A 25751-nucleotide genomic window follows, 5' to 3' on the forward strand; every position below is an offset into this window, starting at 1 on the left:
CCTTTATTATTTAAATTTCTATCATATACACATACATCTAAAGATTAAACAAAAACACGAATCGACAGATATCACTTCTAGCCCATTATGACGAGTACTTCATGCCGACCGCCATCAAAAGTGTTAATCAAATTTTGATCAATAACTTTTCCATCCAGCACAACTTTGACCACGCCTTTACTAACAGACTTAGGGTTTTCTACCTTAATGTAGAAAGTCGTACCTCTTAGCTTCCGTTTTACATTAAAGCCCTTCCAGTCAGGCGGAATGCATGGGTCTATTCTTAAACCGTCATATTCGGGACGTATTCCCAGAATGTATCGGGTAACAGCATAATAATTCCAAGCAGCGGTTCCGGTAAGCCAGCTGTTTTTGGCTTCTCCCGGTTTGGAAGCATCTTTTCCTGCAATCATTTGAGCATACACATAAGGCTCAGTACGGTGCAGATCAGAAATATCTTCCAGGTAGGCCGGACATATTTTTTTATAATAATTCCAGGCATACTCTCCCCTTCCGATCATTGTTTCAGCGATCATTATCCAGGGATTATTATGACAGAAGATTCCGGCATTTTCCTTGTACCCCTCCGGATATGAAGAGATCTCTCCATATTCGATCAAGTATTTGGTAAAAGCAGGATTGTTTAGCACAATGCCATATTTACAATCCAGACGCTCCTTTACCGAGTCAAGCGCTTTTTCTATCAGACCTTCTTCTTTTCCTATCTGCGCCATACCGCACCACCCTTGTGATTCGATAAATATTTTTCCTTCTTCATTTTCCTTGCTTCCCACTTTCCGGCCATAATAATCATATGCCCGAAGGAACCATTCTCCATCCCAACCGTAATGTTTAACTGCCTCAACCATTTCATCCACATATTTTTGCGCCTCCTTGGCATCCTGCTCTTTTCCGATCCTTCGGCAAAGAGTCACAAATTCACGGCCATATACCACAAACAACCCTGCAATCATAAGTGATTCCGCTTTTCCTCCCGTTTTATTGCCGGTCGTCTGAAACGACTCATTGGGATCGGTGGAAAAACAATTGAGGTTTAGGCAATCATTCCAGTCGGCCCTACCAATCAAGGGCAATCCATGTGGGCCAAGATTATTCACAACATGATAAAACGAGGCTTTCAAATGCTCGAAATGGGGCTTGGCCAGTGACTCATCATTGTCAAACGGAACCATTTCATCCAAAATACTATAATCTCCTGTCTCCTTTATATATTCTGAAGTAGAAAGAATAAGCCATAGAGGATCGTCATTGAAGTTACCTCCGATGGCATCATTACCACGTTTGGTTAACGGCTGATATTGATGATAAGCGCCACCATCCTCAAACTGGGTTGAGGCAATATCAATAATGCGCTCTCTGGCTCTCTCGGGTATCTGATGAACAAAACCAATCAGATCCTGATTGGAGTCTCGGAATCCCATCCCCCGGCCGATGCCCACTTCGAAATAGGACGCCGATCGGGACAAATTAAATGTGACCATACACTGATACTGATTCCAGATATTGACCATTCGATCAAGTTTCTCATCACCACTTTCCAGGACAAAACCATCCAACAGAGCTACCCAGTAATCTTTTAATGCTTCAAATGCGCGATCCACTTTCTGAATGGAGTCATACTTTTGGATAAGCGTTCTTGCCGGTTTTTTATTGATCACTTTTGGACTTTCCCATTTTTTATCATCAGGATTTTCCACATAACCGAGAATGAATATCAAATCCTTCTTTTCACCGGGTTTCAGTTCCACCTCCAGATAATGAGAAGCAATCGGCGACCATCCATGGGCATGAGAATTCCGTGGTTTACCATCCAGCACTGCCTGAGGCTCTGAAAGTTCATTATACAATCCTACAAAACTTTCCCTGTCGGTATCAAAACCCTGAACAGGTGCATTCACATGGTAAAATGCATAATGATTTCTGCGCTCCCTATATTCTGTTTTGTGGTAAAGCGTAGAGCCTTCAATTTCTACTTCACCGGTATTCAAGTTTCGCTGCAGGTTATTTTGATCATCTTCGGCATTCCATAAACACCACTCCAAAAAAGAAAACAATTTGATTTTTTTGATATCTGAGGAGGTATTGTGCAAAGTCATCTTTTGTATTTCGCACCATGACTTTAGTGGAACGAAAAATAAAACTTCAGCTTTTAACCCCTCTTTAGCCCCTGTAATTTTTGTATAACTTAATCCATGCCGGCATTCATAATGGTCCAATTCCGTTTTCACCGGCTTCCATCCAGGCGACCAGATCGTCTCCCCATCTTTGATATAAAAATACCGACCTCCGTTATCCATCGGCACATTATTGTAGCGATAGCGAATCAAACGACGGTATTTAGCATCCTTATAAAAAGCATAACCACCGGCCGTATTGGATATCAACGAAAAAAAATCTTCATTCCCCAGATAATTTATCCATGGCCAAGGGGTTGCCGGAGTAGTTATTACATATTCCTTATTGATATCGTCAAAAAATCCAAATTTCATGGTCTGTATCCTATTTATTATGAATTTGTTTTATTGTATCTGATGGTTCTTCTCAAATATGTTCGCTTTCCTTTTAATATCTCACATCAAATGTTACCTTAAACAGCTTCCTTCTTTTCCATCAGCCTTCTTTGATTCAATTCCATAGTAATTGTATCCATTTTCTGTTGATTGAGCGGGTAAAAACTCATAAGTCCAGCACCGATTAAAGCAATGATAGTAGGGATCCAACTCATCAACATCACGATGCCGGGAACAGCTTTTTGGATGGCAACAGCATCCATCCCATCATAATGAAATGACGAGAGAACGAATCCAATAATGGCGGCTGCCAGTCCTCCACCAAACTTCGTGGCGAATGACCCGGCAGAATAGATGAGTCCGGTAGCCCTTCGTCCGTTTTTATATTCGGAATAATCGGCCGCATCGCCTAACATGGCAAAGAAGAGGGTCGGAAAGATAGCAGCGCCTAACTCTGAAGCTATTCCTATTACAAAAATGGGAACAATATCCTCCGCTCCGCAAAAAGCAAGTAAGGCATTTATTCCGCCCGAAAACAACAACGCATAAATAAATAGAGGACGTTTTCCCAACCGCCGGCCTAATGGAGACGTAATCATAGCACCCAAAACAGACGCAATCATCAAACCCACCATATAGGATCCTGCCAGTAGTTGATTGTGCAAATAATGGGTGAAATAGATAACTGTAATCCCCTGCTTTATGGAATTATAAATATTAAATAATAACCCGATAACTAATAGTACCAGCCAAGGTCGATTCGATATTAAGTCTCTAAGATCTTTCAGCAAGTTAGTTTTCTGTGATGCCGGAGGGAAGACCCTCTCCTTGGTTGAATAAAAAGTGATAATGAGGGAAATTGCCAACAATACAGACATCAAATAAATGGCCTTGGAATAACCGTTTTTCTGATCAACGATGGTAATTTTGGTTTCATCTATAGCGGGTTCGCCTTCCACCAAAAATGTGTAGGAGTGATTTGCCTCCATCGAAAAGCTAATTCCTTTGGTAGGGATATTATCTTGTTCTTTATCTGCTTTTTCCGCCCACCTAAAGGTGGCCACGCCTGCCTTTGTTTTTATATTAACATTTTCTACACTTTTAGGTGATGAGACGGCAACTTCATATTTTTGATCACCTATTTCAACCACCTTAATATCAGGATTAATATCACCAAAGTATGCAACCAGAAAAAGAAGAGCTCCCTGCACCAGCATTCCACCTGCAAAAGCCCCGACCATTCTAAATGATCCTATACTGGTGCGTTCTTTATCATCATTGGTCATCACCGCCATCAGGGCTCCATATGGTATATTATTGGCAGTATATACCAGTGTAAAAAGAATATAGGTCACATAAGCATAAATGATTTTCCCATTAGGTCCAAGATCTGGGGTGGTAAATAGCAAGGAAAGCATAACAGCCAAGGGGATTGCTGTCCATAAAATCCAAGGCCGAAACTTCCCGTAACGGGAATTGGTCCTGTCACCGATCACACCCATTAATACATCACTTACTCCATCGCTGGAGCGGGCAATTAGCATCAATAGCCCGACGGAGGCAGGATTTAATCCATATACATCCGTATAAAAGACAAGCAGAAATGTGGCGACCCCACGCCATGCAATATTGGCGGCAGCATCACCCAAGGCATATCCTGCTTTTTCTTTAAAACTTAATTTCTGTCCGGAACCTGACATGGTCAGTATAATATTTATATATTAAAATCCAATACTTCCTTTCTGGTCTTTTCATAAACCTCCCGACTGAACATATAAAGCCGGGCTGGTTTATGGGCCACACCTTTCTGTTTCTCGTCCAATGGTATGAGATATTTCATTCGTGCAATTTTTTTGCGAAAATTCCGCTTATCCAATTCAACTCCCAATATCACCTCGTACAATTTCTGCAGTTGCGAAAGGGTAAATTTTTCCGGCAAAAGTTCAAAGCCGATGGGTTCATACAACAATTCTCTTCGCAACGCCTCGAGCGCTGATTGAAGGATATGAAAATGATCAAAGGCCAAATCTGTCACCTCCGAAACGGGATACCATTTAACATTTCTTCCTTTCCATTTTAAAGTAACATTCCGGGTTGCCAGAAGAGAATAATACCCTACGGAAATAATTCTGCTGTCCGGATCCCGACCATTAGCCCTCAACCAAGCCTGATCATTGGTTTTTTTCAATCGATCAGGAGCACAAAATGCCGCAAATTGCTTTAAATATATATTCTCTAACCCCGTTAGATCAAACAAGATTCTGGCTGCAGCGTCCTCCAAACTCTCATGTTCATAAATATGGTTTCCTGTAAGAGTCAAATCCGAAAACAACTCTTCCCCGGTTGTCTCATCCTTTAATACACGATCGACCAGTAGTACTTTTAATTGTTCAAAATCAAAACCGAACACCACACAATCCACCGAAATGTGATTATTTAATCGTTCTTTTACCATATTTGTTTTTTTATTCCCTTCCATTCTCATACGGACTAATGAGCGATCCATTCAATCCTTATACATCCCCCAAAGCCATTCATAACTTTATGTGTCTTTCAAACACTTACTAATTTTACCGCTAAATTAATAACGAATCCTCAAAAAAACAAGCCACAAAAAATATTTTTATTTATTAATTTTTATTTATTGTGCTTTCAACACTTACAGCATTCTCAAACGCTGCGTTTTCAGAATACGTCAGATAAAATTTAGTTTCCTAAACTTTCTATTGGCATCGATAGTTATATCTTTGCACAACCTTAAAAAAATAACCATGGAAAAGAGTCGAATATACACGAAAACCGGCGACAGAGGAAAGACTGTGTTGATTGGAGGAACGATGGTACCCAAATACCATTACCGACTAGAAGCATATGGAACCGTGGACGAATTAAATGCCCATATCGGTCTCATCAAGGCTTTTTCAAAAAATGAAGAACACACAGAATCTAGCTTATCCAGAATTCAACACCAACTATTCAACATAGGAGCCTACCTGGCCACGGACGATTCTGTTTCCGACCTACGGTCCCGCATCAAAGAGGGAGAAGCAGAGATTGAATTTCTTGAAAAAGAAATCGACACGATAGATCAATCACTTCCTCCTTTAAAAAACTTTATATTACCCGGAGGTCATCCAGCAGCAGCACAATGCCATATAGCGCGTACTGTTTGTAGAAGAGCCGAGCGACAGGTTGTCCGGATGGCCGAAGAATCCGAGGTTGCCCCATGGATAATTCGCTATCTGAACCGTTTATCGGACTATTTCTTTATCTTATCGCGTTACCTGGCAAAATATTTCAATAACGAAGAAATAAGATGGGACCCTGGGTTGGAAGATTAGTTTTTTTTTTTAATTTCGCACAAAACACCAATACCAAAAAAACAAAATATTATTAAGAGTTAAATTGTAATTGCTATGTATTGGACTCTTGAGTTAGCATCAAAACTAGAAGATGCGCCCTGGCCAGCTACGAAGGATGAACTTATCGATTTCGCTATTCGTTCAGGGGCGCCACTGGAGGTTATAGAAAATCTGCAGGAAATTGAAGATGAAGGAGAAGTTTATGAAAGCATCGAGGACATCTGGCCGGATTATCCTAGCAAGGATGATTTTTTCTTTAACGAAGATGAGTATTGATCTATGGGATCAATCGAACAAAATCTTTTTATAAAAAAAGGGGTCGCCATAATATATTAAGGCGACCTCTTTTTTATATTGTTTTCATTCCCGAATGCTCAATTAACAATATCGAGCAAACCAAAATACTACATCCATTGAATGGCAACTGCCAAATTTCGTACCACGACCGCTTTCCTAATTAAAAATATTAATTGGCAATATGGAAATCGCTGTAATCGGTTCGTTGTATTTCCTCAGTGATCTTCTCAAAATGAAAAATATCCTCATACTTTTGGGGTCGATATTTTTCTAACCATAAAAACCCCTCAAGACGCGTATCTTCTTTTTCCAAAACAAAGGGAGGATTCATATTTCCTGCAGCCTGCGTACGAAGAATAATAGTATCCACCTTTCTATTACTCAAAAATATAGACATATTACTGCTTTCCGCACGATTGACGCCTATTATATACTCTTGGTCCTTGGGATGATAAATTGCTTGTCCATTTCCATCCACATCAATCCGGAAGAGTTTATTGTCTTTAAAAAAACCGGTCATAATTTTCCCCTTTATTTGATTAAAGTGGATAGAATCTTCCGGGGCAATCAAAAATGCATTCTCAATCAGTTCTGCCTGATCCAAAGTTCTATTCCGAATGTAGAGTTTTATCACATTGGCCGTCATTTGATTTCCTTGTGCCCATATTATGGGATCATAATAAAAAGTATTAGTACTGTCTCTAAAATCATAGACCATAGAATCGCATCGTCCCTGCAAATCACGTCTAAAAAACTGAACATGATGAAAAGCTCTTACAATTTTATTCTCTACATCATCCGGGGCCGGATCGGCTCTTAGAGTATCGGCATGCAAAAAAAGCGTATCATTACCATAAACCTGCTTTAGAACCGCACGCTTTGTAGCCAAGGCCTCTTCTGTTTGCTCATTATAATAGCCATAATCACCAGTGATAATCACATTATTGGCGGTATCTTCCAAGGCCATCGCAGAAAAGACTTCCCCAAATCCATTATTCCGGTCATACAAAATAGTATCCCCACTCAGCTTCTGCTCACCCCCATCAATGTAATTTTTTTTGAGAAGACGCGCTTGATCATTCCGTGTATCGTAAAAGCCCAATTCGGAATAGATCTTATTTTCATCACTGAAGATTTCCGTTGGTCCCACAATTCCCACCACCTCTGTTTTCGTAAAATATTTTAAAGTATCACTATACATTTTGTAATCAGGGTTTATGAGAACAACACTATCTTTAAAGTTGACCTCCCCCGTTCGCGGATAGTAAAACCCCAGATGGCTAGTTAACTGGTTACTTTCGTCAACGATTTTCCCGCCATTAAAATAGTACGCAACGTCATTTCTGCGATCGTAATCCATAAAATCAGTAGTCAGCACAACATTTTTATTGACCATCCTGACGTTCTGCCGCACTTTGGCCAACTCTTCATTGCCATCATAATCCAGTTGATCCCCATAAAGGTGAATGGTGTCATTCTGAATGATATGAATGGAACCAAAAGCCATAACCCTGTTAGAGTCACGATTAAGAATGGCGCTGTCACAAAACATTCGGGTATTGAGGTGACGCATTTTAACGTTCCCGATCAGAGCCCAGGTATTTTTTCCCAGTCTTTTCTCTGCGCCTTCCATCCGGTCGGCATATTCAATCAAAATCTTCTTTTCCTTTTGATTTTGTTGTGCCTGCGTAAAAACAAAACTTCCAATAATAAAAGAAAAAATCAGGACTCCCTTTGCCCAAACCATTAAACCAAAGTGCCAACCAGAAGAAAAGTATTTAGACATATATAAAGAAAATCTCAACTAGTAAATACCCTGCAATAAATTTTAATTCGAAACCCTATTGGCTGCTTTTTCAACCTTGATCACTGAAGCAGAAACCGGAAATGATAATCGGTTTTTCAAATCAGGTTGAAACAAATAATTAAAGCGAATGCCTTTTTCCTGTATTCTTTGTCCTGCAGAGTTTGTATATGACAAGATACATATTTTGTTTTCAGGTATCATTTTGGCAACATTTACTCCATTTCGACACAAAACAAAAAAGCCGGCTTCATCTCCTTTTATCATATAGCTTTTTTGATAGCCCTCATCAGGTGCCTGGGTGTATCCCAAAAGAAACTCTTCGGAACTGCCTTCTACCACCGGGAAGATACCACCCCCGGATGAAGCATTGAGCAATATTCTTCCATTTTGTTCATTGACCACTACCCAAATATCGGCACTATCCAAATTTAATGTATTACGCCCCGACAGAAAGTCAAATCCCCATCTCACCGGACTTTTCCCTCGTGTTCTAATATTATTCTGAAAATGAATTTCTCTCACAAACGGCACATCCGGAGAAAAACCGGACAAATCCATTTTTCGTACGACCAAACTGGCATTAAACGGGTTTGGCGAAATAAATAAGGTATCACCCAACTCTGCCTTCTTTACCGTTTTATATTGCAAACCACTGAGGTAGCCGGGAGCACTGACTCGTAAGGTCAAACCAAACGCACGTGGAAAGGCCAATTTGAATCGACCATATTCATCACTCAAAGAATACTGATTAAGCTCTGCTGTTTCATCAATATTTTGCTGATAGGAGGCGGATGCTGAAATCCGGGCATGCGGGACAGGCTTTCCGGTAAGCTCATCGGCAACCACTCCCTCCCACACGACATTATACACTTCCCTGGCACAACCTGAAAAAGAAACGGTTAGCACCAACAGAAACCCAGATATATAAAGCATGTATTTCCCCATCCACAAAACGGTATAATTTGCTAAACCCTTGGCTTAACTTATTAAAAAAACTCTTTCCCCAATACAAAACAACATTTAACTCCTACTATTCTTATCCGAATGCCGTCTCATCATTTCGAAATATCGCGGTTAAAAACAGTTCCTTCTGCCATAAGTTTTCAACCATTGCAGGCATCCTCGTTACGGACGATCTATCTACTAACCATTATTTAACCCACCCCTCAAATTCAAATTGACAATCCCGCCATTCTTCTGATATAGTAATGTAGGTCTCCCTTTGTTTTTTTCTTATCCAATTAATAAAGGTCTCTTCACTCTTTTTATTCTCCAGCAAGCTTTTTATTGTCTGATAGTCATCAACCATATTGGCAGTATGTGGTGGCGTCTTTTTGGTCAGCCGAACAAAAGTAAACTGGTCGGTTCCAAGACGTTGATCTTTCATTCTGAAAGGTTCCGAAATTTCCATTTCTTCCATCTGCTCCAGTCTTTGAGCTATGTCCGGTTGGATTTCTCGAAGCTCAAATTTGGTAGATTGCGTACGTGGGTTAATCACAAAACCGCCATTGGCTCTAGAATCCTTATCGGTAGAAAATCGTAATGCAGCCTCTTCGAATGAAATGCTGTCTTTTCTAATTAATACCACCAGTGAATCCGCGATATTACGAGCTTCCTGAATAGCGCTTTCGGAGGGTTTGGGTTTTAGAAGAATGTGCCGAACATTCACCCGGTCGCCCTGTCGTTCAACAAGTTGCATGATATGAAACCCAAATTCGGTTTCCACAATTTTTGATACTTTATTTTTATCCCTCAGATTAAACGCCACCTGGGCAAATTCGGGCACCAGACTGGCCCTAGGTGTCAATCCCAATTCCCCACCTCTGGCGGCACTGTTGGGATCTTCAGAATAAAGGACTGCCAATGTAGCGAAATCACGACCTTCTCTCACCTGTCGCTGAAAATCCCGTAGTTTGGCCTTCACTCGTTCTATTTCCTCCTGACTAATTTGAGGTGTTATAGAAATTTTTTGATATTCATATTGAGCTGGCATCTGGGGCAGGCTATCCTTGGCTGTTTCCCTGAAGAATCTTCTGATTTCGGAAGGTGTAACGCTTACATTCTCCGTAATTTTTTGTCTCATCTGCTGAGTCAGCATCTGATTGCGAACAAGTTCTCGCTGCTCTTCTTTGATTTGAAGTATGGATTTATTAAGCCATTCTTCTAATTTTTCTCTGGATCCTGCCCGATTTATAAAGGTATTGATTTGTCGATCGACCATCATCAACACCTGATTTTCACTCACTTCAACACTATCTATCTTAGCCTGCTCCAGCAAAAGATTCTGAATCATCATTTGCTCCAACAAATGACATTTCAAATCCCCCGGAAACTCTACACCCTCCATTAACGCCTGCTGATATTGGAATTCAATATCCGATTTAAGAACAGGCTCATCGCCAATAACGGCAATCACCTCATCAATTATATTATTTTGTCCACTGGCATTAACGGGAAGCAACAAAACAAAAATAAACAAAGACTGAAAAATACGGCTATACATTATTGTGCTCATAAAATTTGGCATATCAGTAGTATCGTTTTAATAGAAATTCAAGATTTTTTTCTGTAGGGCATCTTCATACAACTCATGTTCAAGTCCTTTAATAAATTCTGCACGTTTTTTATTAAGAAGGATAGCCCGAATGCGATCTTCCACATAACTTAAAGGGGCAGTATTGCCAATAGTCATATAGTCATTGATCACCAAAAGATATCTGTAGTTTTCATCTGTTCTTTCAAAATACCGGTTGTATAACAAAAACCGTTCCTCGTTTCGAACAGGGTTGGGCAAGATCGCATTAATTCGTTGGAAAGGCGTCCATTCATCCCAAAAAGCATGATACATTTTGGCATATTGCATGCCATAGTTTTCAAGTTTCACCATATTTTCGGAATCTATGGCTCGACACCACCGCCTCACCTCCTTAAGATCAGGTGCATCATGCGGTACTTTCAATATCATTCCTCTAACAATATTCTCCTGCAGTTTAAAATTGTCCTGCATCTCGCTATAATACTTTTCTATTTCCTCATTACTCAACAAAGGCGAATACTTTTGTTTCAACATTTTTTGTTGGTAAATATTCACCAACAACGAGGTACGATACTCATCCAAAAGCTGACTCACATCCTTTTCTTCATCCGAAAGATTGGCTTCCGCCTGCCTCAGAAACAATTTGCTGGTCACCCAGCGGTTCACGTAATCATCAGCCAGGGCAGCACTATCTTCATCACTAACATCACGTGGAAGAACCTGTCTTAAATCATCAGTTGTTAACACTTCTTCCCCAACCTTCACTACCGGCTTGGCATGACTCATTTGATGTTCAAAATTTTTACACGAAACCGCTCCCCACCCAATTATAATAACAAAGGACATTATCAAACTTCGGGAATATTTTCTCATTATCAGTTCAATTAAAAAATAATCATTGTCTCAACTCCTAAAGATACACTCAATTTTCCGGCTCTCAATTATGATCCCTGACAGGCAGACCTCAGGAATCCGATAAACCCACAGCATAAAAATGATGCATCTCTTTACAGTCGCCGCCTCCTTGCATGCTTCAAAAAACCTAAAAATATTTTCCAACACAAAAAAGTCAGATTACTAAATACCAGTGGTTTCATATCACCTCTGTCCACAACGTTATAAGTTTCAGACAACTTAAATTAAAAACAACTTCATTCAAGGAACAATCATTGTAATGCACACAAAAATAATAGATTGTTTGCTCTGTTACAAACCCCTTTTAAAATCTTATATTCAACGGCAAGCAAAAAACAACCCGGGCAACGGAATAGTTGTCCCGGGTTGGCGTTATCTTCAAACCTTTATTTTAACGAGAATAATTGGGCGCTTCACGAGTGATGGTAACATCATGAGGATGACTTTCCATTACTCCGGCATTCGTTATGCGCGTAAATCTGGCATCATGCAGTCTGTCGATATTGTTAGCACCACAATAGCCCATCCCGGCACGCAAACCTCCTATTAGCTGATAAATTACTTCATACAAAGTACCTTTATAGGGAACGCGAGCTGAAATACCCTCAGGGACCAACTTCTTAATATCGTCTTCCACATCCTGGAAATAACGGTCTTTCGATCCTTGCTGCATCGCTTCAATGGACCCCATACCCCGATAGGCTTTAAATTTTCGGCCGTTATATATAATTGTTTCTCCCGGCGATTCTTCCACTCCGGCAAACAGCGAACCAGCCATAACCGAGTGAGCCCCTGCTGCCAATGCTTTCACAATATCTCCGCTGTACCTTAATCCTCCGTCCGCGATCAACGGAACATCGGTACCTTTTAAGGCTTTGTGAACTTCATATATTGCCGACAATTGAGGTACGCCCACACCGGCAATCACACGGGTGGTACATATTGATCCGGGGCCAATTCCCACTTTTACGCCGTCGGCACCATGTTTTACCAAATCCATGGCTGCGTCGGCGGTTGCGATATTTCCCACTACCACTTCCAGATCGGGATAACGACGTTTGGCCTCTTTCAATGTCAGGAGAACCCCTTTGGAATGACCATGAGCCGTGTCAATCACAATGGCATCTACATTGGCTTGCACCAAGGCATCAATGCGATCAAAAGTATCGGTGGTAACGCCGACCCCTGCCGCCACCCGTAAGCGACCTTTGGCATCTTTGCACGCGAAGGGTTTATCCTTTGCCTTGGTAATATCTTTATAGGTAACCAGCCCGATCAATTTATTATCTTTATCTACCACCGGCAGTTTCTCAATCTTATGTCGCTGAAGGATATCCACCGCTTTTTCAAGATCTGTCGTCTGATTGGTAGTAACCAAGTTCTCGGAGGTCATCACTTCTTCTATAGAACGATTAAAATTCATTTCGAAGCGAAGATCACGATTGGTTACGATCCCCACCAAAAAACCATCTTCATCCACCACAGGAATTCCGCCTATTTTATATTCACTCATGAGAGCCAGCGCATCTCCTACTGTTTTGTCTCGCTTTATTGTCACCGGGTCATAAATCATTCCGTTTTCTGCCCTCTTGACAATTTCCACTTGTTTGGCCTGTTCCTCTATCGACATATTTTTATGAATCACGCCAATTCCTCCTTCACGAGCAATGGCTATTGCCAATTGTGCTTCCGTAACAGTATCCATTGCGGCCGAAACAATAGGGGTATTTAAGCTAATGTTACGGGAAAAGCGAGTGGACAGATCAACTTCTCGAGGCAACACTTCCGAATAAGCCGGAACCAGAAGTACATCATCGAAGGTCAAACCATCCGATACGATTTTGTCTTTAAGAAATGACATGGGCTGTTGTTTTTACGTGTATGAAAATTTTGGCAAAGGTAAGAATTTATCTGTTTTTATCTATAACCCTGCAATGCTTCTTTATTCTAAATATTCAGCATCTTGCCGAACACCATAAAACTGTAATGGTATAATTCAGGTCCTAAAATTATTTTTAAGACCTGACGTTTTTTTACTTCAACGAGTGAATTAATTACTGCAAATACTAATTTTGTGGTATGTCAAGCCGATATTTGGATATTCTGAAAAAATACTGGGGGTTTGATAGGTTTCGTCCCCTACAGGAAGAAATCATTCAATCCATCGGAGAAGGACGTGACACCTTGGCCCTAATGCCTACTGGTGGAGGTAAGTCCATTACCTTTCAGGTACCTGCTCTGGCCAATGAAGGAACCTGTCTGGTGGTTACCCCCCTGATCGCCCTCATGAAGGATCAGGTAGAGAATCTCAAAAGAATAGGCATTAAAGCAGCCGCCATTCATTCCGGGCTTACTTATCGCGAAATAAAAGTCACCTTCGACAATGCCATTTTTGGAGGAACCAAATTTTTATATGTCTCACCCGAAAGGCTTAGCACAGATCTTTTTCTGGAAAAGTTACCTCAACTAAAAGTCAATCTTCTGGCCATTGATGAAGCACACTGTATTTCTCAATGGGGATACGATTTTCGCCCTTCTTATCTAAAAATTGCTGCCATTCGCGAGCTTATTCCCGATGTTCCGGTACTGGCGCTCACGGCCACTGCCACGCCCTTGGTAGTAGAAGATATCATGCAGCAATTGCACTTCAAAGCAAAAAATGTTTTCAAAAAAAGTTTTGCTCGTCCCAACCTCGCTTATGTCGTCAGAGCAACCGAAAAGAAGGAATTACAACTTCTGAAAATACTTAATTCGGTTAGGGGAAGTGCGGTGGTTTATGTCAGAAGTCGTAAAAAAACAAAAGAATATGCTTCTCTTCTGCAACAGAACCACATCAGTGCCGATTATTTTCATGCCGGACTTACCAATGCCTCCAAAGATGAAAAACAGACCCGTTGGAAAAAGAATGAAACACGCGTTATGGTAGCCACCAATGCTTTTGGGATGGGAATCGACAAGCCCGATGTTCGCTTGGTGGTTCACATGGATGCCCCCGACTCTCTTGAGGCCTATTTCCAGGAGGCGGGTCGGGCAGGACGAGACGGGAAAAAGGCTTACTCCGTCCTGTTGTGGAGTAACAACGACCGGGCAAAGCTACAAAAGCAGGTAAACACCACCTTCCCCGAGCCCGAAACCATCAAACGGGTTTATGACGCTTTGGGCAATTTTTTCCAATTACCTATAGGCGCCGGCTTTCAAATGGTCTATGACTTTGACATCGGGAAATTTTGCAGTGCATTCAAATTCAGCATCCTCACTGTTTACAACTCACTAAAGATTCTCCAGAGAGCCGGATACCTTACCTTTACCGAAGAGCTGGACATCCCTTCCAAGGTTATGTTTTTGGTCCATGGCAATGACCTTTACAAGTTCCAGGTAGAGAATGAAGAACTGGATCCTTTCATTAAAATTTTATTACGTAACTATACCGGTCTGTTTACGGAATATGCCTCTATCAATGAGGCAGACCTGGCCGCGAAGCTTGGTGTTACAGTTAAAACATTCTATCAGGCACTTGCCAAATTGAGTAAAGTGGGAATCATACATTACATCCCCCGTCGTACCACCCCCCTGATATCGTACAGCCAATCAAGAGAAGAACAACGCTATATACGCTTTCCCAAGGAGGTCTATGAAGAACGTAAACTTCGATATCAGGAACAAACCGATGCTGTAATAGAATATGGATCCACCTCTTATATTTGTCGAAGCCGGTTTCTGCTCAATTATTTTGGACAAAGCAAATCGGAAGAGTGCGGTATTTGCGATGTATGCCTTTCCAGAAAAAAAACGGGGCTAAAGGATAGTACTTTTGAAGAAATAAAACAGGCTATTGAAAAAATATTAAATCATAAAATGATGCCTGCCGAAGAATTGGCCAACCAACTTCCCTTTGATCAAGATAACGTATGGAAAGTATTGCATTGGCTTGAAGATCACGAAATAATTGGTGAGACAGAAACAGGGGATCTTGAATGGCTAAAATAAAACTGTTTTACAAACTACATAACATTAATCACTACATAATCAATATTTATCACTACTTTTGCACTTCATATGGAAACAGATTTTGACCATCCGGTTTATTCAAAAAATGTTATAGAATTTGTTACGGTTGCCAAGGAGTTTTGTGCGTGGCTGGAAAAAACTCCCGCATTCACGCGTCGCGACTTTGTGGAAACCGGACGCAAGATGTTGCCGCTTTTGTATCTGAAGGTATCAGTATTACCAAAAACGGAAAGCATGCTGGAAGATGACTTCCTTGAAAAATTTGTGTCGGAAGAAGAGTATCAGCAAATTCAAAATGCCATTTTGTTCAAAATGGGGCCATATAACGATTACCTGGAAGTTTTCACTGCAGATATGCAACACAGTGAAGAACCCCTTACCGCCACCATTTCGGAAAACCTGACTGACATTTATCAGGACGTCAAAGATTTTTTGATGAGCTATCGTACAGCCGTCACCGAAATAATGAATGACGCCCTGATCGAACTGGTCAATAACTTCGAAGCGTTCTGGGGACAAAGGTTGGTGAATGTATTAAGAGCACTCCATCAGGTTGCTTTTAACGGCGAAGATATCGATGAAGAAAACGACGAAGCCGATCTCTTTGAGGATAAAAGAAATAAAGAAGACTGGCTAATCTCAAAGATGCAGAAAAACTGGCAGGAAGACCACGATGACCATCTGGAGGGTTAATTGACCTTCTTGTGGAATCATTGGCTCTTTTTTACCGACCGGACATCTTATTTAAAAGCCGGACGTATCAAAAAAATTATATAACTGAATGCAGAATACCATTACAAAAGACGATATTAAAGAATTACCTCTAAAACAGTTCGAAGGACCTGTTAATGTTGTTGAAGATCCGCTTCAAGCAACCGCCATTGCAGAAAAACTGAAAAATGAAAAAATTATCGGATTCGATACCGAAACAAAGCCTTCATTTAAAAAAGGGGTTTCGAACAAGGTTGCATTACTGCAATTAAGCACCGATGATGAAGCATTTCTTTTTCGGCTTAACATTACCGGGTTTAATGAGCCTTTAGCTCACCTTCTCTCCAATGCCAAAATCAAAAAAGTGGGTGTAGGGATACGCGACGACCTGAGAGGGCTTCAACGTCTAAGCAAATTCACTCCCAAAGGGTTCATCGACATTCAGGAACTGGCGCCCAAATATGGCATTGAAGTCTTAAGCCTAAAAAACCTGGCAGGGCTTCTTTTGGGCATTCGTATCTCTAAAAGGCAACGACTTTCCAACTGGGAAGCTGAATCCTTAAGTGAAGGACAGATTTTATATGCGGCTACGGATGCCTGGGTGGCTTTAAAAATTTACCGCAAAATAAAAAAATTGAAACCCGTAGCTTAATGTATCGTTTGAACAAACGAAAAAATTAAAGGCTCTTAAACTTCCAATTATTTTCATGGAATTTGCAAAAATCTCTCTTAAACCCGGAAAAGAACAAAGTCTCCTGAGGTTGCATCCCTGGGTTTTTTCGGGTGCCGTTGATAAAATTGACCGAAATATTGAAGAAGGTGAAGTGGTTGAAGTTTATGACTTCAAAAATAACTTTCTGGGTGTTGGATATTTCCAGATAGGCTCTATCGCCGTGCGGATGATTGCCTTTGATAAGGTGGTGCCCGATGTGGCATTCTGGACAAAAAAAATTCAGGATGCGCTGGCGGTCCGAGAGGCAGCAGGGCTGACCAGCAACCCCGACACCAATGCATGGCGGTTGGTTTATGCCGAGGGCGATGGTATGCCGGGACTCATCATCGACATGTATGACGGCACCGCTGTTCTTCAGATCCATACCGTTGGCATGTACATTATCAAAGATACCATCTGTCAAGCTCTGGAAAATGTTTTAGGTTCACGGCTAAAAGCTATTTACAACAAGTCGGAAGGCACCATTCCTTTTAAATCACGGATAGATCCTGAAAATGGATTCCTGAAAGGAAAAACCGAAATCAATGTCGCTTCCGAAAACGGACTCCGTTTTTATGTGGACTTGGATAAAGGCCAAAAGACCGGTTTCTTTATCGATCAACGGGAAAACCGAGTATTACTGGAAAAGTACAGCAAAGATCGAAACATATTGAATCTGTTTTGTTACACAGGCGGGTTTTCGCTCTATGCACTAAGGGGAGGAGCATCACTGGTTCATTCGGTTGACAGCTCAGAAAGGGCAATTGAACTGACCAAAAAAAATGTAGCGCTTAACTTTCCCGAGGACGCCAGACACCAGGCCTATGCCGAAGATGCCTTTAAATTTCTTGACAAAAGCAAAAACAAATACGATCTTATAGTTCTGGATCCACCTGCTTTTGCCAAACACCTGAATGTTATTCCCAATGCATTAAAGGGGTATCGAAAGTTAAATGCCAAAGCCATTCAAAACATTAAACCCGGTGGCATCATCTTTACTTTTTCCTGTTCACAGGTTATTAGTCGCGATGCATTTCGAAAAACAGTTTTCTCTGCCGCTGCGAAAGCAGGACGATATGTACGTATTTTGCATCAGATGGAACAACCGGCCGACCACCCTGTTAACATTTATCACCCGGAGAGTGAATATCTGAAGGGGCTGGTTCTTTTTGTGGAATAAATTCGGATGAAACGAGCATGACATTGTGAGATTGCCACAACAAGAACATATATAAACTAATGGTCATGCGAGTTCCATCAGACCAATGGATGAACCAATTTTATACTGATGAAACGTAGTTTTAAAGACTCCAAAAACATTTAGAGAGGGAAATAAGAAGATGCCTCTACACCTATGGATCAACTATTTTTGATCAATAGTCTTAGACCATACAATTAATAACACATTCAAAACAAATGATATTTTGAAATTCACTGAATTTGGTTTCTCTGCTGAAGTCCTGGAAGGACTTGAAGCCATGCGATTTGAGCAGGCAACGCCGGTACAGGAGGCCACGATTCCGGCCATACTAAACGGCAAAGATCTGATCGCCTGTGCACAAACCGGGACAGGTAAAACTGCCGCCTACCTTTTACCCGTCCTCAACCAGCAGGTGGTAACACCCACGCAAGGGCTCAACACGCTGGTGCTGGTACCCACCCGCGAGCTCGCCATGCAGATCGATCAGCAAATGGAAGGTTTTGGTTACTATCTGCCCATCACTTCTATTGCGGTATATGGCGGGAACGATGCCGACCTTTGGAGCCGGCAAAAAAATGCTTTGATCACCGGAGCAAACGTCATCATTGCCACGCCCGGACGACTCATTCAGCATTTAAGTATGGGCTATGTCAAAATGGATACGCTGAAACACCTTATTTTGGATGAAGCCGACCGAATGCTGGACATGGGATTTTATGAAGACATTATGCAAATAGTGTCATACCTGCCTGAAAAAAGGCAGACCCTCATGTTTTCTGCCACCATGCCTCCCAAAATAAGAAATTTAGCGCGCGAACTATTATCCGAATTTGAGGAAGTGAATATTTCCTTATCCAAGCCGGCCGAGGGTATTTTACAAGCAGCCTATGTGGTCTATGAAAACCAAAAAATACCGCTTATCAACACCTTGCTGAAAGGGAAGGATCTCCAAAGCATCATCATTTTCTCTTCCACCAAACAAAAAGTGAAAGACATTCAGAGATCCCTTAAGCAAAACGGCTTTAATGCCCATGCCATCCACTCCGATCTTGACCAAAAGGAACGCACCGAAGTCATGCGTAACTTCCGAAACCGCAATATTCAAATTCTGGTGGCCACGAATATTATTGCCCGAGGCATCGATGTGGAAGGCATCGACCTGGTTATCAATTTTGATGTTCCCAACGACGCGGAAGATTATGTGCACCGTGTAGGGCGAACAGCTCGGGCATCCTCTACAGGAATTGCCATCACATTCATTTCGGAAAAAGACCAGCAAGATTTTCTAAAAATCGAAAAACTGATTGATGCCTCCATCATAAAAATTCCACCGCCACCGGAATTGGGAGAAGGCCCCGAATACAATCCCCAAAAAAACAGGGGAAACAGAAAATGGCAAAAACCATTCAAAAAGAAACAACATTACAAAGGCGCCAATAACCCTCAAAAGAAGAACCTTAAAAAGTAATTTTTTTTGATTTTCTAAATTCGTCTTTAACATGCGAACCATCCCCAATCTGATTGCCGAAAAAACAAACATTTCTGCATCCCAAATACAAAACACCATTGAACTCCTGGATGAAGGAGCTACCATCCCTTTTATCAGTCGTTACCGGAAGGAACGTACCGGAAGCCTCGATGAAGTGGCGATCAATTCCATTAAAGAATACTACGAAAAATTTAAAGAGCTGGAAAAACGAAAAATGACCGTTTTGAAAGCTATTGAAGAGCAAGACGCCCTCACTGAAGATTTAAAAGATCGCATCGACAATTGCTACGACCCCGTGGAGCTGGAAGACCTCTATCTTCCTTATAAACCCAAACGGAAAACACGGGCTTCCAAAGCCAAAGAACGAGGACTGGAACCTCTGGCCAAAACCTTATTTAAGCAATTCGAAAAGGATATTGAGACCCTCGCCACCAAATTCCTGAACGATGAAGTACCAGATGTAGATGCAGCGCTACAAGGCGCAAGAGATATTATTGCCGAATGGATCAATGAAAACAAAACGGCCCGCGAGATTGTACGAAACGCCTTTTATCACAAATCGGTGATCGCCTCCAAACTTGTTAAGGACAAAGAGGAAGAAGGGGCCAAATACCGCGACTATTTCGAATGGAGCGAACCCCTCAAAAAATGTCCGTCGCACCGTTTTCTGGCCATGCAACGGGGAGAGAAAGAAGGATTTCTGAAGATTTCCGCTCATCCCGACCAGGAAGAAGTAATGCCTCGTTTGGAACGTCTGTTTTTGAAAGGTGAAACCCCGGCCACCGAACAGGTAGCCATGGCGCTGCAAGATGCCTATAAAAGATTGTTGGCTCCTTCACTGGAAAACGAAACCTTGGCCACCTTCAAAGAAAAGGCGGACGAAGAAGCCATAAAAGTTTTTGCGGAAAACCTCAGACAGCTGCTGTTGACACCTCCTCTGGGACAAAAACGCGTACTCGCCATCGATCCCGGTTACCGCACCGGATGCAAAGTTGTCTGTCTGGATGCACAGGGACAATTGCTGCATAACGAAACCATTTATCCTCATCCCCCACAAAAAGAGACCGGAAAGGCAATGAAAAAACTGGCATCTATGGTTGATGCATATAACATTGAAGCAATTGCCATTGGCAACGGCACCGCCTCCCGCGAAACCGAAGCGTTTGTCAGAAAAATTAAATTCGACCGCGACGTCCTGGTCTTTGTGGTAAGCGAAGACGGCGCCTCGGTTTACAGTGCCAGCAAAGTGGCCAGAGAAGAATTCCCCGATTATGACGTCACCGTTCGCGGCGCCGTTTCCATCGGCCGACGACTGATGGACCCCCTGGCAGAACTGGTTAAAATTGATCCCAAATCAATCGGAGTGGGTCAATACCAACATGATGTGGACCAAACCCGTCTGAAGGAAGCTCTCGACCGCGTCGTGGAATCGGTCGTCAATATGGTTGGGGTAAACCTCAACACCGCCAGCCATCACCTGCTCACCTACATCTCCGGCCTCGGACCCTCACTGGCCAAAAACATTGTCGCCTGGCGCAATGAAAATGGGGCCTTCCAGAGCCGGGAAGATCTGAAAAAAGTTCCTCGGCTGGGTGCCAGAGCTTATGAGCAAGCTGCAGGATTCCTCCGCATCAGCAATGCCAAAAATCCGCTGGACAACACTGCGGTGCACCCCGAATCCTACCCCATCGTCACAAAGATGGCCAATGATCTGAAATGTAACGTGTCCGACCTCATCCAAGAGAAAAAACTGAGAGACGCGGTAGACCTGAATAAATATATCACCCCAACCACGGGGCTCCCGACGCTTAAAGACATCATGCAGGAATTGGAAAAACCGGGACGTGACCCTCGCCAAACCATCAAAGTTTTCGAGTTTGCCAAAGATGTATTCTCCTTAGATGACCTCAAGCCCGGCATGGTGGTCCCGGGAATTGTTACCAACATCACTAACTTCGGCGCCTTTGTGGATGTTGGTGTTAAACAAGATGGGTTGGTCCACATCTCTCAATTGGCCGATCGCTTTGTTTCCAATCCGGCAGATGTGGTTAAACTGCATCAACATGTTGAGGTTAAAGTATTGGATGTGGATGTCGCCAGAAAAAGAATTCAACTATCCATGAAAATCTAATCCCCACACCTTTATTCACATCCCTTTTAATTAAACCCGAAAAATGCATTAGAAAATCTATTACGAATTAAAATTGCTGCCAATCAAGTCGCAAGCTAACTTGTCTCAATTCACCATAGCGGTGCTATGCCTCATTTCAACAAGTTCTTGATTGATTGCACTTTTAATTCTCACGACGAAATTCTAATGCATTATTCGGGTTAAAGAAATCACCATTGAGCGGGAATTAGAATTGAACCCGTTCCTGCTCAATGGTTTTATTCCGGTCCTGTTTTTTCAATCTTTACGGAGTACCCTTCTGCCTTCCTCTGCAACGATGTCCAACAACCATCTGCATCTACCTTTTCCACCTTTCAACCCTCTTACCTTTCAACCCTTTTACCTTTTAACCATTCCACCTTCCAACCCTTCCCAAAATAGATTTTAGCTATAAGCATTTTGGGGTCAATAGTTCCTATTTTGTCCCGTAACTTTTCGTCAGAATTCGCTCATATCTTCTCCCAAAAGATCTGATAAATGTCATATATTTTTATATTTGTAATATAAAATTATGAGACACAGCCGTTATGCAAAAAATCACCGAATATCTAACGTCCATCGACAAGCTGATTGGGGGCTCTCAATGGTTTGTTTATCTTCTTTTGGGAACCGGAATTTTTTATACCCTTTATCTCTATTTTCCACAAATACGTTACTTCAAATATGCGATCAAAATTGTTCGGGGGAAGTTCGATCGCGCAGGAGACGAAGGTGATACCAGTCATTTTCAGGCACTCACCACAGCCCTTTCGGGGACTGTAGGAACCGGAAACATCGCAGGGGTAGCGCTGGCCCTCCATCTGGGTGGCCCTCCGGCTCTCTTCTGGATGTTGGTAACGGCACTGATTGGCATGACCACCAAGTTTGTGGAAGTAACGCTTTCGCATAAATACAGAGAAAAGGCCTCAGACGGCTCCATTAGCGGGGGCCCGATGTATTTCATGAAAAAGCGTTTGAACATAACCCTCCCTTCCGGAAAAATCATTAAAACCGGCAGCTTTCTGGCTTTTGTTTTTGCCATTGCCACCATCTTCTCCTCGTTTGGAACCGGCAGCCTGCCTCAGATCAACAGCATCGCCAATTCTCTTTTTCAGACCTTTCATCTTCCACATATTATTACTGGAGCTGTTTTAAGTCTATTACTGGGCTTCATTATTATCGGAGGCATAAAACGCATCGCCAAAGTAACTCAGACCCTGGTTCCGGCCATGGCGGTCATATACTTTATCGGAGCTATTCTGGTTATCGCATACAACTACCAAAACATCATTCCCTCCATCCAAGCCATTGCGGCAGGCGTATTCACAGGCAGTGCGGCAACCGGCGGTTTTCTGGGAGCATCCATGGCTTTTGCCTTTAACAGAGGTGTTAACCGTGGTCTCTTCTCCAATGAGGCAGGACAAGGATCTGCCCCTATTGCTCATGCCGCCGCAAGAGCTCACGAACCGGTATCGGAAGGATTGGTTGCGCTCCTCGAACCCTTTATTGATACCGTCATCATTTGCATGCTCACCGGCCTTACCATTCTGGCATCAGGCGTCTGGAAAGAAAAACATGAAACAAAATTCCAAATGACGGATATGGAAATTTTGGCTGGCAACTTTAATGAGCACAGCAATGGTCCTGCTCTCGCCCAACATATAAACGGTGAAAAGACCCTCCCGCTCTTTAATGGAGAGGTACTAATCGAAAAAGGAAAAGGCCCCAAAGACATTACCATCCTCCATGCCCGGTCGGTTGCCGAAGAGGTGGTATTTAAAACCCACAACAACGCCTTATTTACAGGTAGTATCCACATCAAAAACGGCAAACTCTCCAATCCGGATCATTTTATCGTTCAGGGTAAATCACTATTGCACAGCGCTCCGTTAACCACCATTGCATTTTCGAGAAGTTGGCTGGGGAATTATGGCAAGTATATTGTTTCCATAGGACTTCTGCTTTTTGCTTTCTCCACGGCCATTGCCTGGTCGTATTATGGCGGACGGGCCGTCACGTTCCTCTTCGGATTAAAAGGGGTGATATGGTATAAACTCGTCTATATCATCGGATTCTTTCTGGCCTCCTTCACCGATACCACCATTGTCTGGATTGTTTCAGGCATCACTGTGGCATTTATGGCCATCCCCAACCTTGTAGGGCTGTTATTCCTTCACCGTGAAGTGAAATCCGAAATTGCAGGGTTCTGGAATGAATACCGTAAAAGTTTTCCCAATGAGAAAGTTCCCAAAAGATAGAATTGGGATGCATCCCTATTGGAACAAAAAGAAAAAGATAATGCGCTTTATGTTCATGCATGAACACGCGATTCATTCATAACATCGCTTTCCACTTTTCCGTCACGCAACCTGACGATTCGCTCGGCATACTGGGCGATATCCTCCTCATGCGTTACCAGGACAATGGTATTTCCGGCCGCATGAATCTGGTCGAACAAGCGCATGATGTCTATGGATGTTTTGGTATCAAGATTACCGGTAGGCTCATCGGCCAAAATCAGGGAGGGGTTGTTGATTAAGGCACGGGCCACGGCCACACGTTGCCTTTGTCCCCCCGACAATTCATTGGGTTTATGCATCATCCGATCGGCTAGCCCCACATTTACCAAGGCTTCTTTTCCCCTTTTATATCTCTCTTCACGTGCCACACCGCCATAGACCAACGGCAGCACCACATTCTCCAAAGCAGAGTAACGCCCCAACAAATTGAAAGTTTGAAACACAAAACCTATTTCTCGATTACGGATCTCTGCCAGCTTATCATCGGTCATATGACTAACATCATGGCCATTCAAAATATACCGACCGGAAGAAGGGGTATCCAATGCACCTATCAGATTCATCAGCGTCGACTTTCCCGAGCCCGACGGACCCATTATGGCAACATACTCCCCACGTTGAATGGACAGCGATACGCCGTTTAAGGCCTTCACAACCTGGGTGCCCAGATGGTAATGTTTATGTAGCTCCTCAATTAATATGACCGTGTTATCCATGGGTAAAAAGAATTTTATTTTTTACAGCCCGTCTTTCCTACTGAAGGTCAGAGTTTACAAACGTTCTTCCTTAGATTGATTAGTACTGCTTTGGTTTAATCTACAAATTTTATGGTTGAAAACAACTATTGATAAAAGGCTTTCTTTCGGATAAAGTTTATACATATTCTTGTTGTGGCCACAAACCTACATTGTCATGCTCATTTCATACGGCTCAGAAACGAACAACATAGTGTTGACGGGTACACTCTTTCCTGAAAAATATAATCCCGATACGGTATAGATCCATCGATACGGTGATGGAAGGATGTTGTAAAATGGTTTCCCACGCAGCTTCCATATCTGGGCTCCAATGGATGTCGTCAAACACAAAAACAGTATCATTATGAGCTTTCTTCAAACACAGCTCAAAATAGTGAAGTGTGGCCTCCCGCCGATGATCCCCGTCAAAAAATACGAAATCCAGATGGTCGGTGGTGTCCAGCAATGAGGGCAAAACACGGTTAAAGGCATCATTAATAATCCGCACATTATTCACCTCAACCAGTTCAAACAACCGCCGGGCAAAATCCGACAATTGACGGCTTCCTTCTATGGTCGTCACACGGGCCCTCGAATCGGGCAATGCCAGCCATAGCGTACTCAGACCGGTCCCTGTTCCCAGTTCCAAAATATTTTTAGCGCCAAAATAATTAACTAACCGGAAGATCAATTCCCCATATTTGGCAGGAAGACTTCCTTGTTTTACAAAATGTTTCACCTTTTGACGCTTATCCCCGGTAACCGAAGGAGCTCCCAATGTTTCCGGACCTATTGTCATATTGTTTTTCAACAACATCCGCTTTGCAGCATCAATCTTTTTAAAGGCATAAAACGGATGTTCCTCTCCGAACAACTCTCTTACCAGATAAAACACAAATGGGGAATGAATACCATAGCCTTTTCGATGTCTCGATTTCAGCAAATATTTTAAGTAGGAACGAACTCTGTAAAAAATAATATCTCTTTTCAATTCAA

At 42.3% G+C, this 25751-nt stretch carries 19 protein-coding genes; 9 read left to right on the forward strand and 10 right to left on the reverse strand.

From position 1 onward, the window contains the following. Positions 1–77: 77 nt before the first annotated feature. The 3 genes from ACT29H_RS07845 to ACT29H_RS07855 all read right to left on the reverse strand — a co-directional run bounded on the left by ACT29H_RS07845 (position 78) and on the right by ACT29H_RS07855 (position 4986). Positions 78–2510, reverse strand: coding sequence for a GH36-type glycosyl hydrolase domain-containing protein (locus ACT29H_RS07845; protein WP_444821067.1), 2433 nt, complete (start codon positions 2508–2510; stop codon positions 78–80). 98 nt (positions 2511–2608) lie between these two features. Continuing rightward, positions 2609–4231, reverse strand: coding sequence for an MFS transporter (locus ACT29H_RS07850; RefSeq protein WP_444821068.1), 1623 nt, complete (start codon positions 4229–4231; stop codon positions 2609–2611). Positions 4232–4245: 14 nt separating this feature from the next. Continuing rightward, positions 4246–4986, reverse strand: a complete 741-nt coding sequence (locus tag ACT29H_RS07855; RefSeq protein ID WP_444821069.1) for an NUDIX hydrolase — start codon at positions 4984–4986, stop codon at positions 4246–4248. Between the two features lie 316 nt (positions 4987–5302). Here ACT29H_RS07855 and ACT29H_RS07860 point away from each other — a divergent pair, with 316 nt between their 5' ends. Together ACT29H_RS07860 and ACT29H_RS07865 are read left to right on the forward strand one after the other, a co-directional pair. After that, complete coding sequence (locus tag ACT29H_RS07860; RefSeq protein ID WP_444821070.1) at positions 5303–5872, forward strand: cob(I)yrinic acid a,c-diamide adenosyltransferase; 570 nt, start codon at positions 5303–5305, stop codon at positions 5870–5872. Positions 5873–5947: 75 nt separating this feature from the next. Continuing rightward, entirely contained in the window at positions 5948–6169 is a 222-nt protein-coding gene (locus tag ACT29H_RS07865) for a DUF2795 domain-containing protein (RefSeq protein WP_010425069.1), read from the forward strand. A gap of 190 nt (positions 6170–6359) precedes the next feature. On the opposite strand, the gene ACT29H_RS07870 is transcribed toward ACT29H_RS07865, so the two are convergent. From ACT29H_RS07870 to guaB, 5 genes are all read right to left on the reverse strand, one after another. After that, a complete protein-coding gene (locus tag ACT29H_RS07870) occupies positions 6360–7976 on the reverse strand; it encodes an OstA-like protein (protein ID WP_444821071.1) in 1617 nt (538 codons plus the stop codon). Between the two features lie 42 nt (positions 7977–8018). Beyond that, a complete protein-coding gene (locus tag ACT29H_RS07875; protein WP_444821072.1) occupies positions 8019–8930 on the reverse strand; it encodes a carboxypeptidase-like regulatory domain-containing protein in 912 nt (303 codons plus the stop codon). A 217-nt stretch (positions 8931–9147) separates the two neighbouring features. Continuing rightward, positions 9148–10512: a peptidylprolyl isomerase gene (locus ACT29H_RS07880; RefSeq protein WP_444821073.1), complete on the reverse strand. Its 1365-nt coding sequence runs from the start codon at positions 10510–10512 to the stop codon at positions 9148–9150. 27 nt (positions 10513–10539) lie between these two features. Continuing rightward, entirely contained in the window at positions 10540–11319 is a 780-nt protein-coding gene (locus ACT29H_RS07885; protein ID WP_444821074.1) for a hypothetical protein, read from the reverse strand. Positions 11320–11839: 520 nt separating this feature from the next. Then, positions 11840–13309: an IMP dehydrogenase gene (gene guaB / locus ACT29H_RS07890; protein WP_444821075.1), complete on the reverse strand. Its 1470-nt coding sequence runs from the start codon at positions 13307–13309 to the stop codon at positions 11840–11842. A gap of 218 nt (positions 13310–13527) precedes the next feature. Between guaB and ACT29H_RS07895 the strand changes: the two genes are divergently transcribed. The 7 genes from ACT29H_RS07895 (at position 13528) to ACT29H_RS07925 (ending at position 23976) form a co-directional block, all read left to right on the forward strand. Next, positions 13528–15435, forward strand: coding sequence for a RecQ family ATP-dependent DNA helicase (locus ACT29H_RS07895; RefSeq protein ID WP_444821076.1), 1908 nt, complete (start codon positions 13528–13530; stop codon positions 15433–15435). 69 nt (positions 15436–15504) lie between these two features. Further along, on the forward strand, positions 15505–16149 hold the full coding sequence (locus ACT29H_RS07900) for a DUF5063 domain-containing protein (RefSeq protein WP_444821077.1): 645 nt from the start codon (positions 15505–15507) through the stop codon (positions 16147–16149). A gap of 88 nt (positions 16150–16237) precedes the next feature. Further along, complete coding sequence (locus ACT29H_RS07905) at positions 16238–16819, forward strand: 3'-5' exonuclease (RefSeq protein WP_444821078.1); 582 nt, start codon at positions 16238–16240, stop codon at positions 16817–16819. A 55-nt stretch (positions 16820–16874) separates the two neighbouring features. Next, a complete protein-coding gene (locus tag ACT29H_RS07910) occupies positions 16875–18059 on the forward strand; it encodes a class I SAM-dependent rRNA methyltransferase (protein ID WP_444821079.1) in 1185 nt (394 codons plus the stop codon). Between the two features lie 244 nt (positions 18060–18303). Next, positions 18304–19548, forward strand: a complete 1245-nt coding sequence (locus ACT29H_RS07915; protein ID WP_444821080.1) for a DEAD/DEAH box helicase — start codon at positions 18304–18306, stop codon at positions 19546–19548. 31 nt (positions 19549–19579) lie between these two features. Further along, entirely contained in the window at positions 19580–21700 is a 2121-nt protein-coding gene (locus tag ACT29H_RS07920) for a Tex family protein (RefSeq protein ID WP_444821081.1), read from the forward strand. Between the two features lie 566 nt (positions 21701–22266). After that, positions 22267–23976 (forward strand): alanine/glycine:cation symporter family protein, encoded by a 1710-nt coding sequence (locus ACT29H_RS07925; protein WP_444821082.1) that lies wholly within the window; start codon positions 22267–22269, stop codon positions 23974–23976. A 53-nt stretch (positions 23977–24029) separates the two neighbouring features. On the opposite strand, the gene ACT29H_RS07930 is transcribed toward ACT29H_RS07925, so the two are convergent. Together ACT29H_RS07930 and ACT29H_RS07935 are read right to left on the reverse strand one after the other, a co-directional pair. Continuing rightward, positions 24030–24734 (reverse strand): ABC transporter ATP-binding protein, encoded by a 705-nt coding sequence (locus ACT29H_RS07930; protein ID WP_444821083.1) that lies wholly within the window; start codon positions 24732–24734, stop codon positions 24030–24032. Between the two features lie 214 nt (positions 24735–24948). Next, complete coding sequence (locus ACT29H_RS07935) at positions 24949–25746, reverse strand: O-methyltransferase (protein ID WP_444821084.1); 798 nt, start codon at positions 25744–25746, stop codon at positions 24949–24951. Positions 25747–25751 lie beyond the last annotated feature (5 nt).

The organism is Thermophagus sp. OGC60D27, assembly GCF_052400625.1.
Classification (GTDB): domain Bacteria; phylum Bacteroidota; class Bacteroidia; order Bacteroidales; family Marinilabiliaceae; genus Thermophagus.

Excerpts from the sequence above, each read along its gene's own strand:
- ACT29H_RS07845 (WP_444821067.1), bottom strand. The coding sequence starts at position 2,510 with ATGAAATTTGGATTTTTTGACGATATCAATAAGGAATATGTAATAACT.
- ACT29H_RS07850 (WP_444821068.1), bottom strand. The coding sequence starts at position 4,231 with ATGTCAGGTTCCGGACAGAAATTAAGTTTTAAAGAAAAAGCAGGATAT.
- ACT29H_RS07855 (WP_444821069.1), bottom strand. The coding sequence starts at position 4,986 with ATGGTAAAAGAACGATTAAATAATCACATTTCGGTGGATTGTGTGGTG.
- ACT29H_RS07860 (WP_444821070.1), top strand. The coding sequence starts at position 5,303 with ATGGAAAAGAGTCGAATATACACGAAAACCGGCGACAGAGGAAAGACT.
- ACT29H_RS07865 (WP_010425069.1), top strand. The coding sequence starts at position 5,948 with ATGTATTGGACTCTTGAGTTAGCATCAAAACTAGAAGATGCGCCCTGG.
- ACT29H_RS07870 (WP_444821071.1), bottom strand. The coding sequence starts at position 7,976 with ATGTCTAAATACTTTTCTTCTGGTTGGCACTTTGGTTTAATGGTTTGG.
- ACT29H_RS07875 (WP_444821072.1), bottom strand. The coding sequence starts at position 8,930 with ATGCTTTATATATCTGGGTTTCTGTTGGTGCTAACCGTTTCTTTTTCA.
- ACT29H_RS07880 (WP_444821073.1), bottom strand. The coding sequence starts at position 10,512 with ATGAGCACAATAATGTATAGCCGTATTTTTCAGTCTTTGTTTATTTTT.
- ACT29H_RS07885 (WP_444821074.1), bottom strand. The coding sequence starts at position 11,319 with ATGAGTCATGCCAAGCCGGTAGTGAAGGTTGGGGAAGAAGTGTTAACA.
- guaB (WP_444821075.1), bottom strand. The coding sequence starts at position 13,309 with ATGTCATTTCTTAAAGACAAAATCGTATCGGATGGTTTGACCTTCGAT.
- ACT29H_RS07895 (WP_444821076.1), top strand. The coding sequence starts at position 13,528 with ATGTCAAGCCGATATTTGGATATTCTGAAAAAATACTGGGGGTTTGAT.
- ACT29H_RS07900 (WP_444821077.1), top strand. The coding sequence starts at position 15,505 with ATGGAAACAGATTTTGACCATCCGGTTTATTCAAAAAATGTTATAGAA.
- ACT29H_RS07905 (WP_444821078.1), top strand. The coding sequence starts at position 16,238 with ATGCAGAATACCATTACAAAAGACGATATTAAAGAATTACCTCTAAAA.
- ACT29H_RS07910 (WP_444821079.1), top strand. The coding sequence starts at position 16,875 with ATGGAATTTGCAAAAATCTCTCTTAAACCCGGAAAAGAACAAAGTCTC.
- ACT29H_RS07920 (WP_444821081.1), top strand. The coding sequence starts at position 19,580 with ATGCGAACCATCCCCAATCTGATTGCCGAAAAAACAAACATTTCTGCA.
- ACT29H_RS07925 (WP_444821082.1), top strand. The coding sequence starts at position 22,267 with ATGCAAAAAATCACCGAATATCTAACGTCCATCGACAAGCTGATTGGG.
- ACT29H_RS07930 (WP_444821083.1), bottom strand. The coding sequence starts at position 24,734 with ATGGATAACACGGTCATATTAATTGAGGAGCTACATAAACATTACCAT.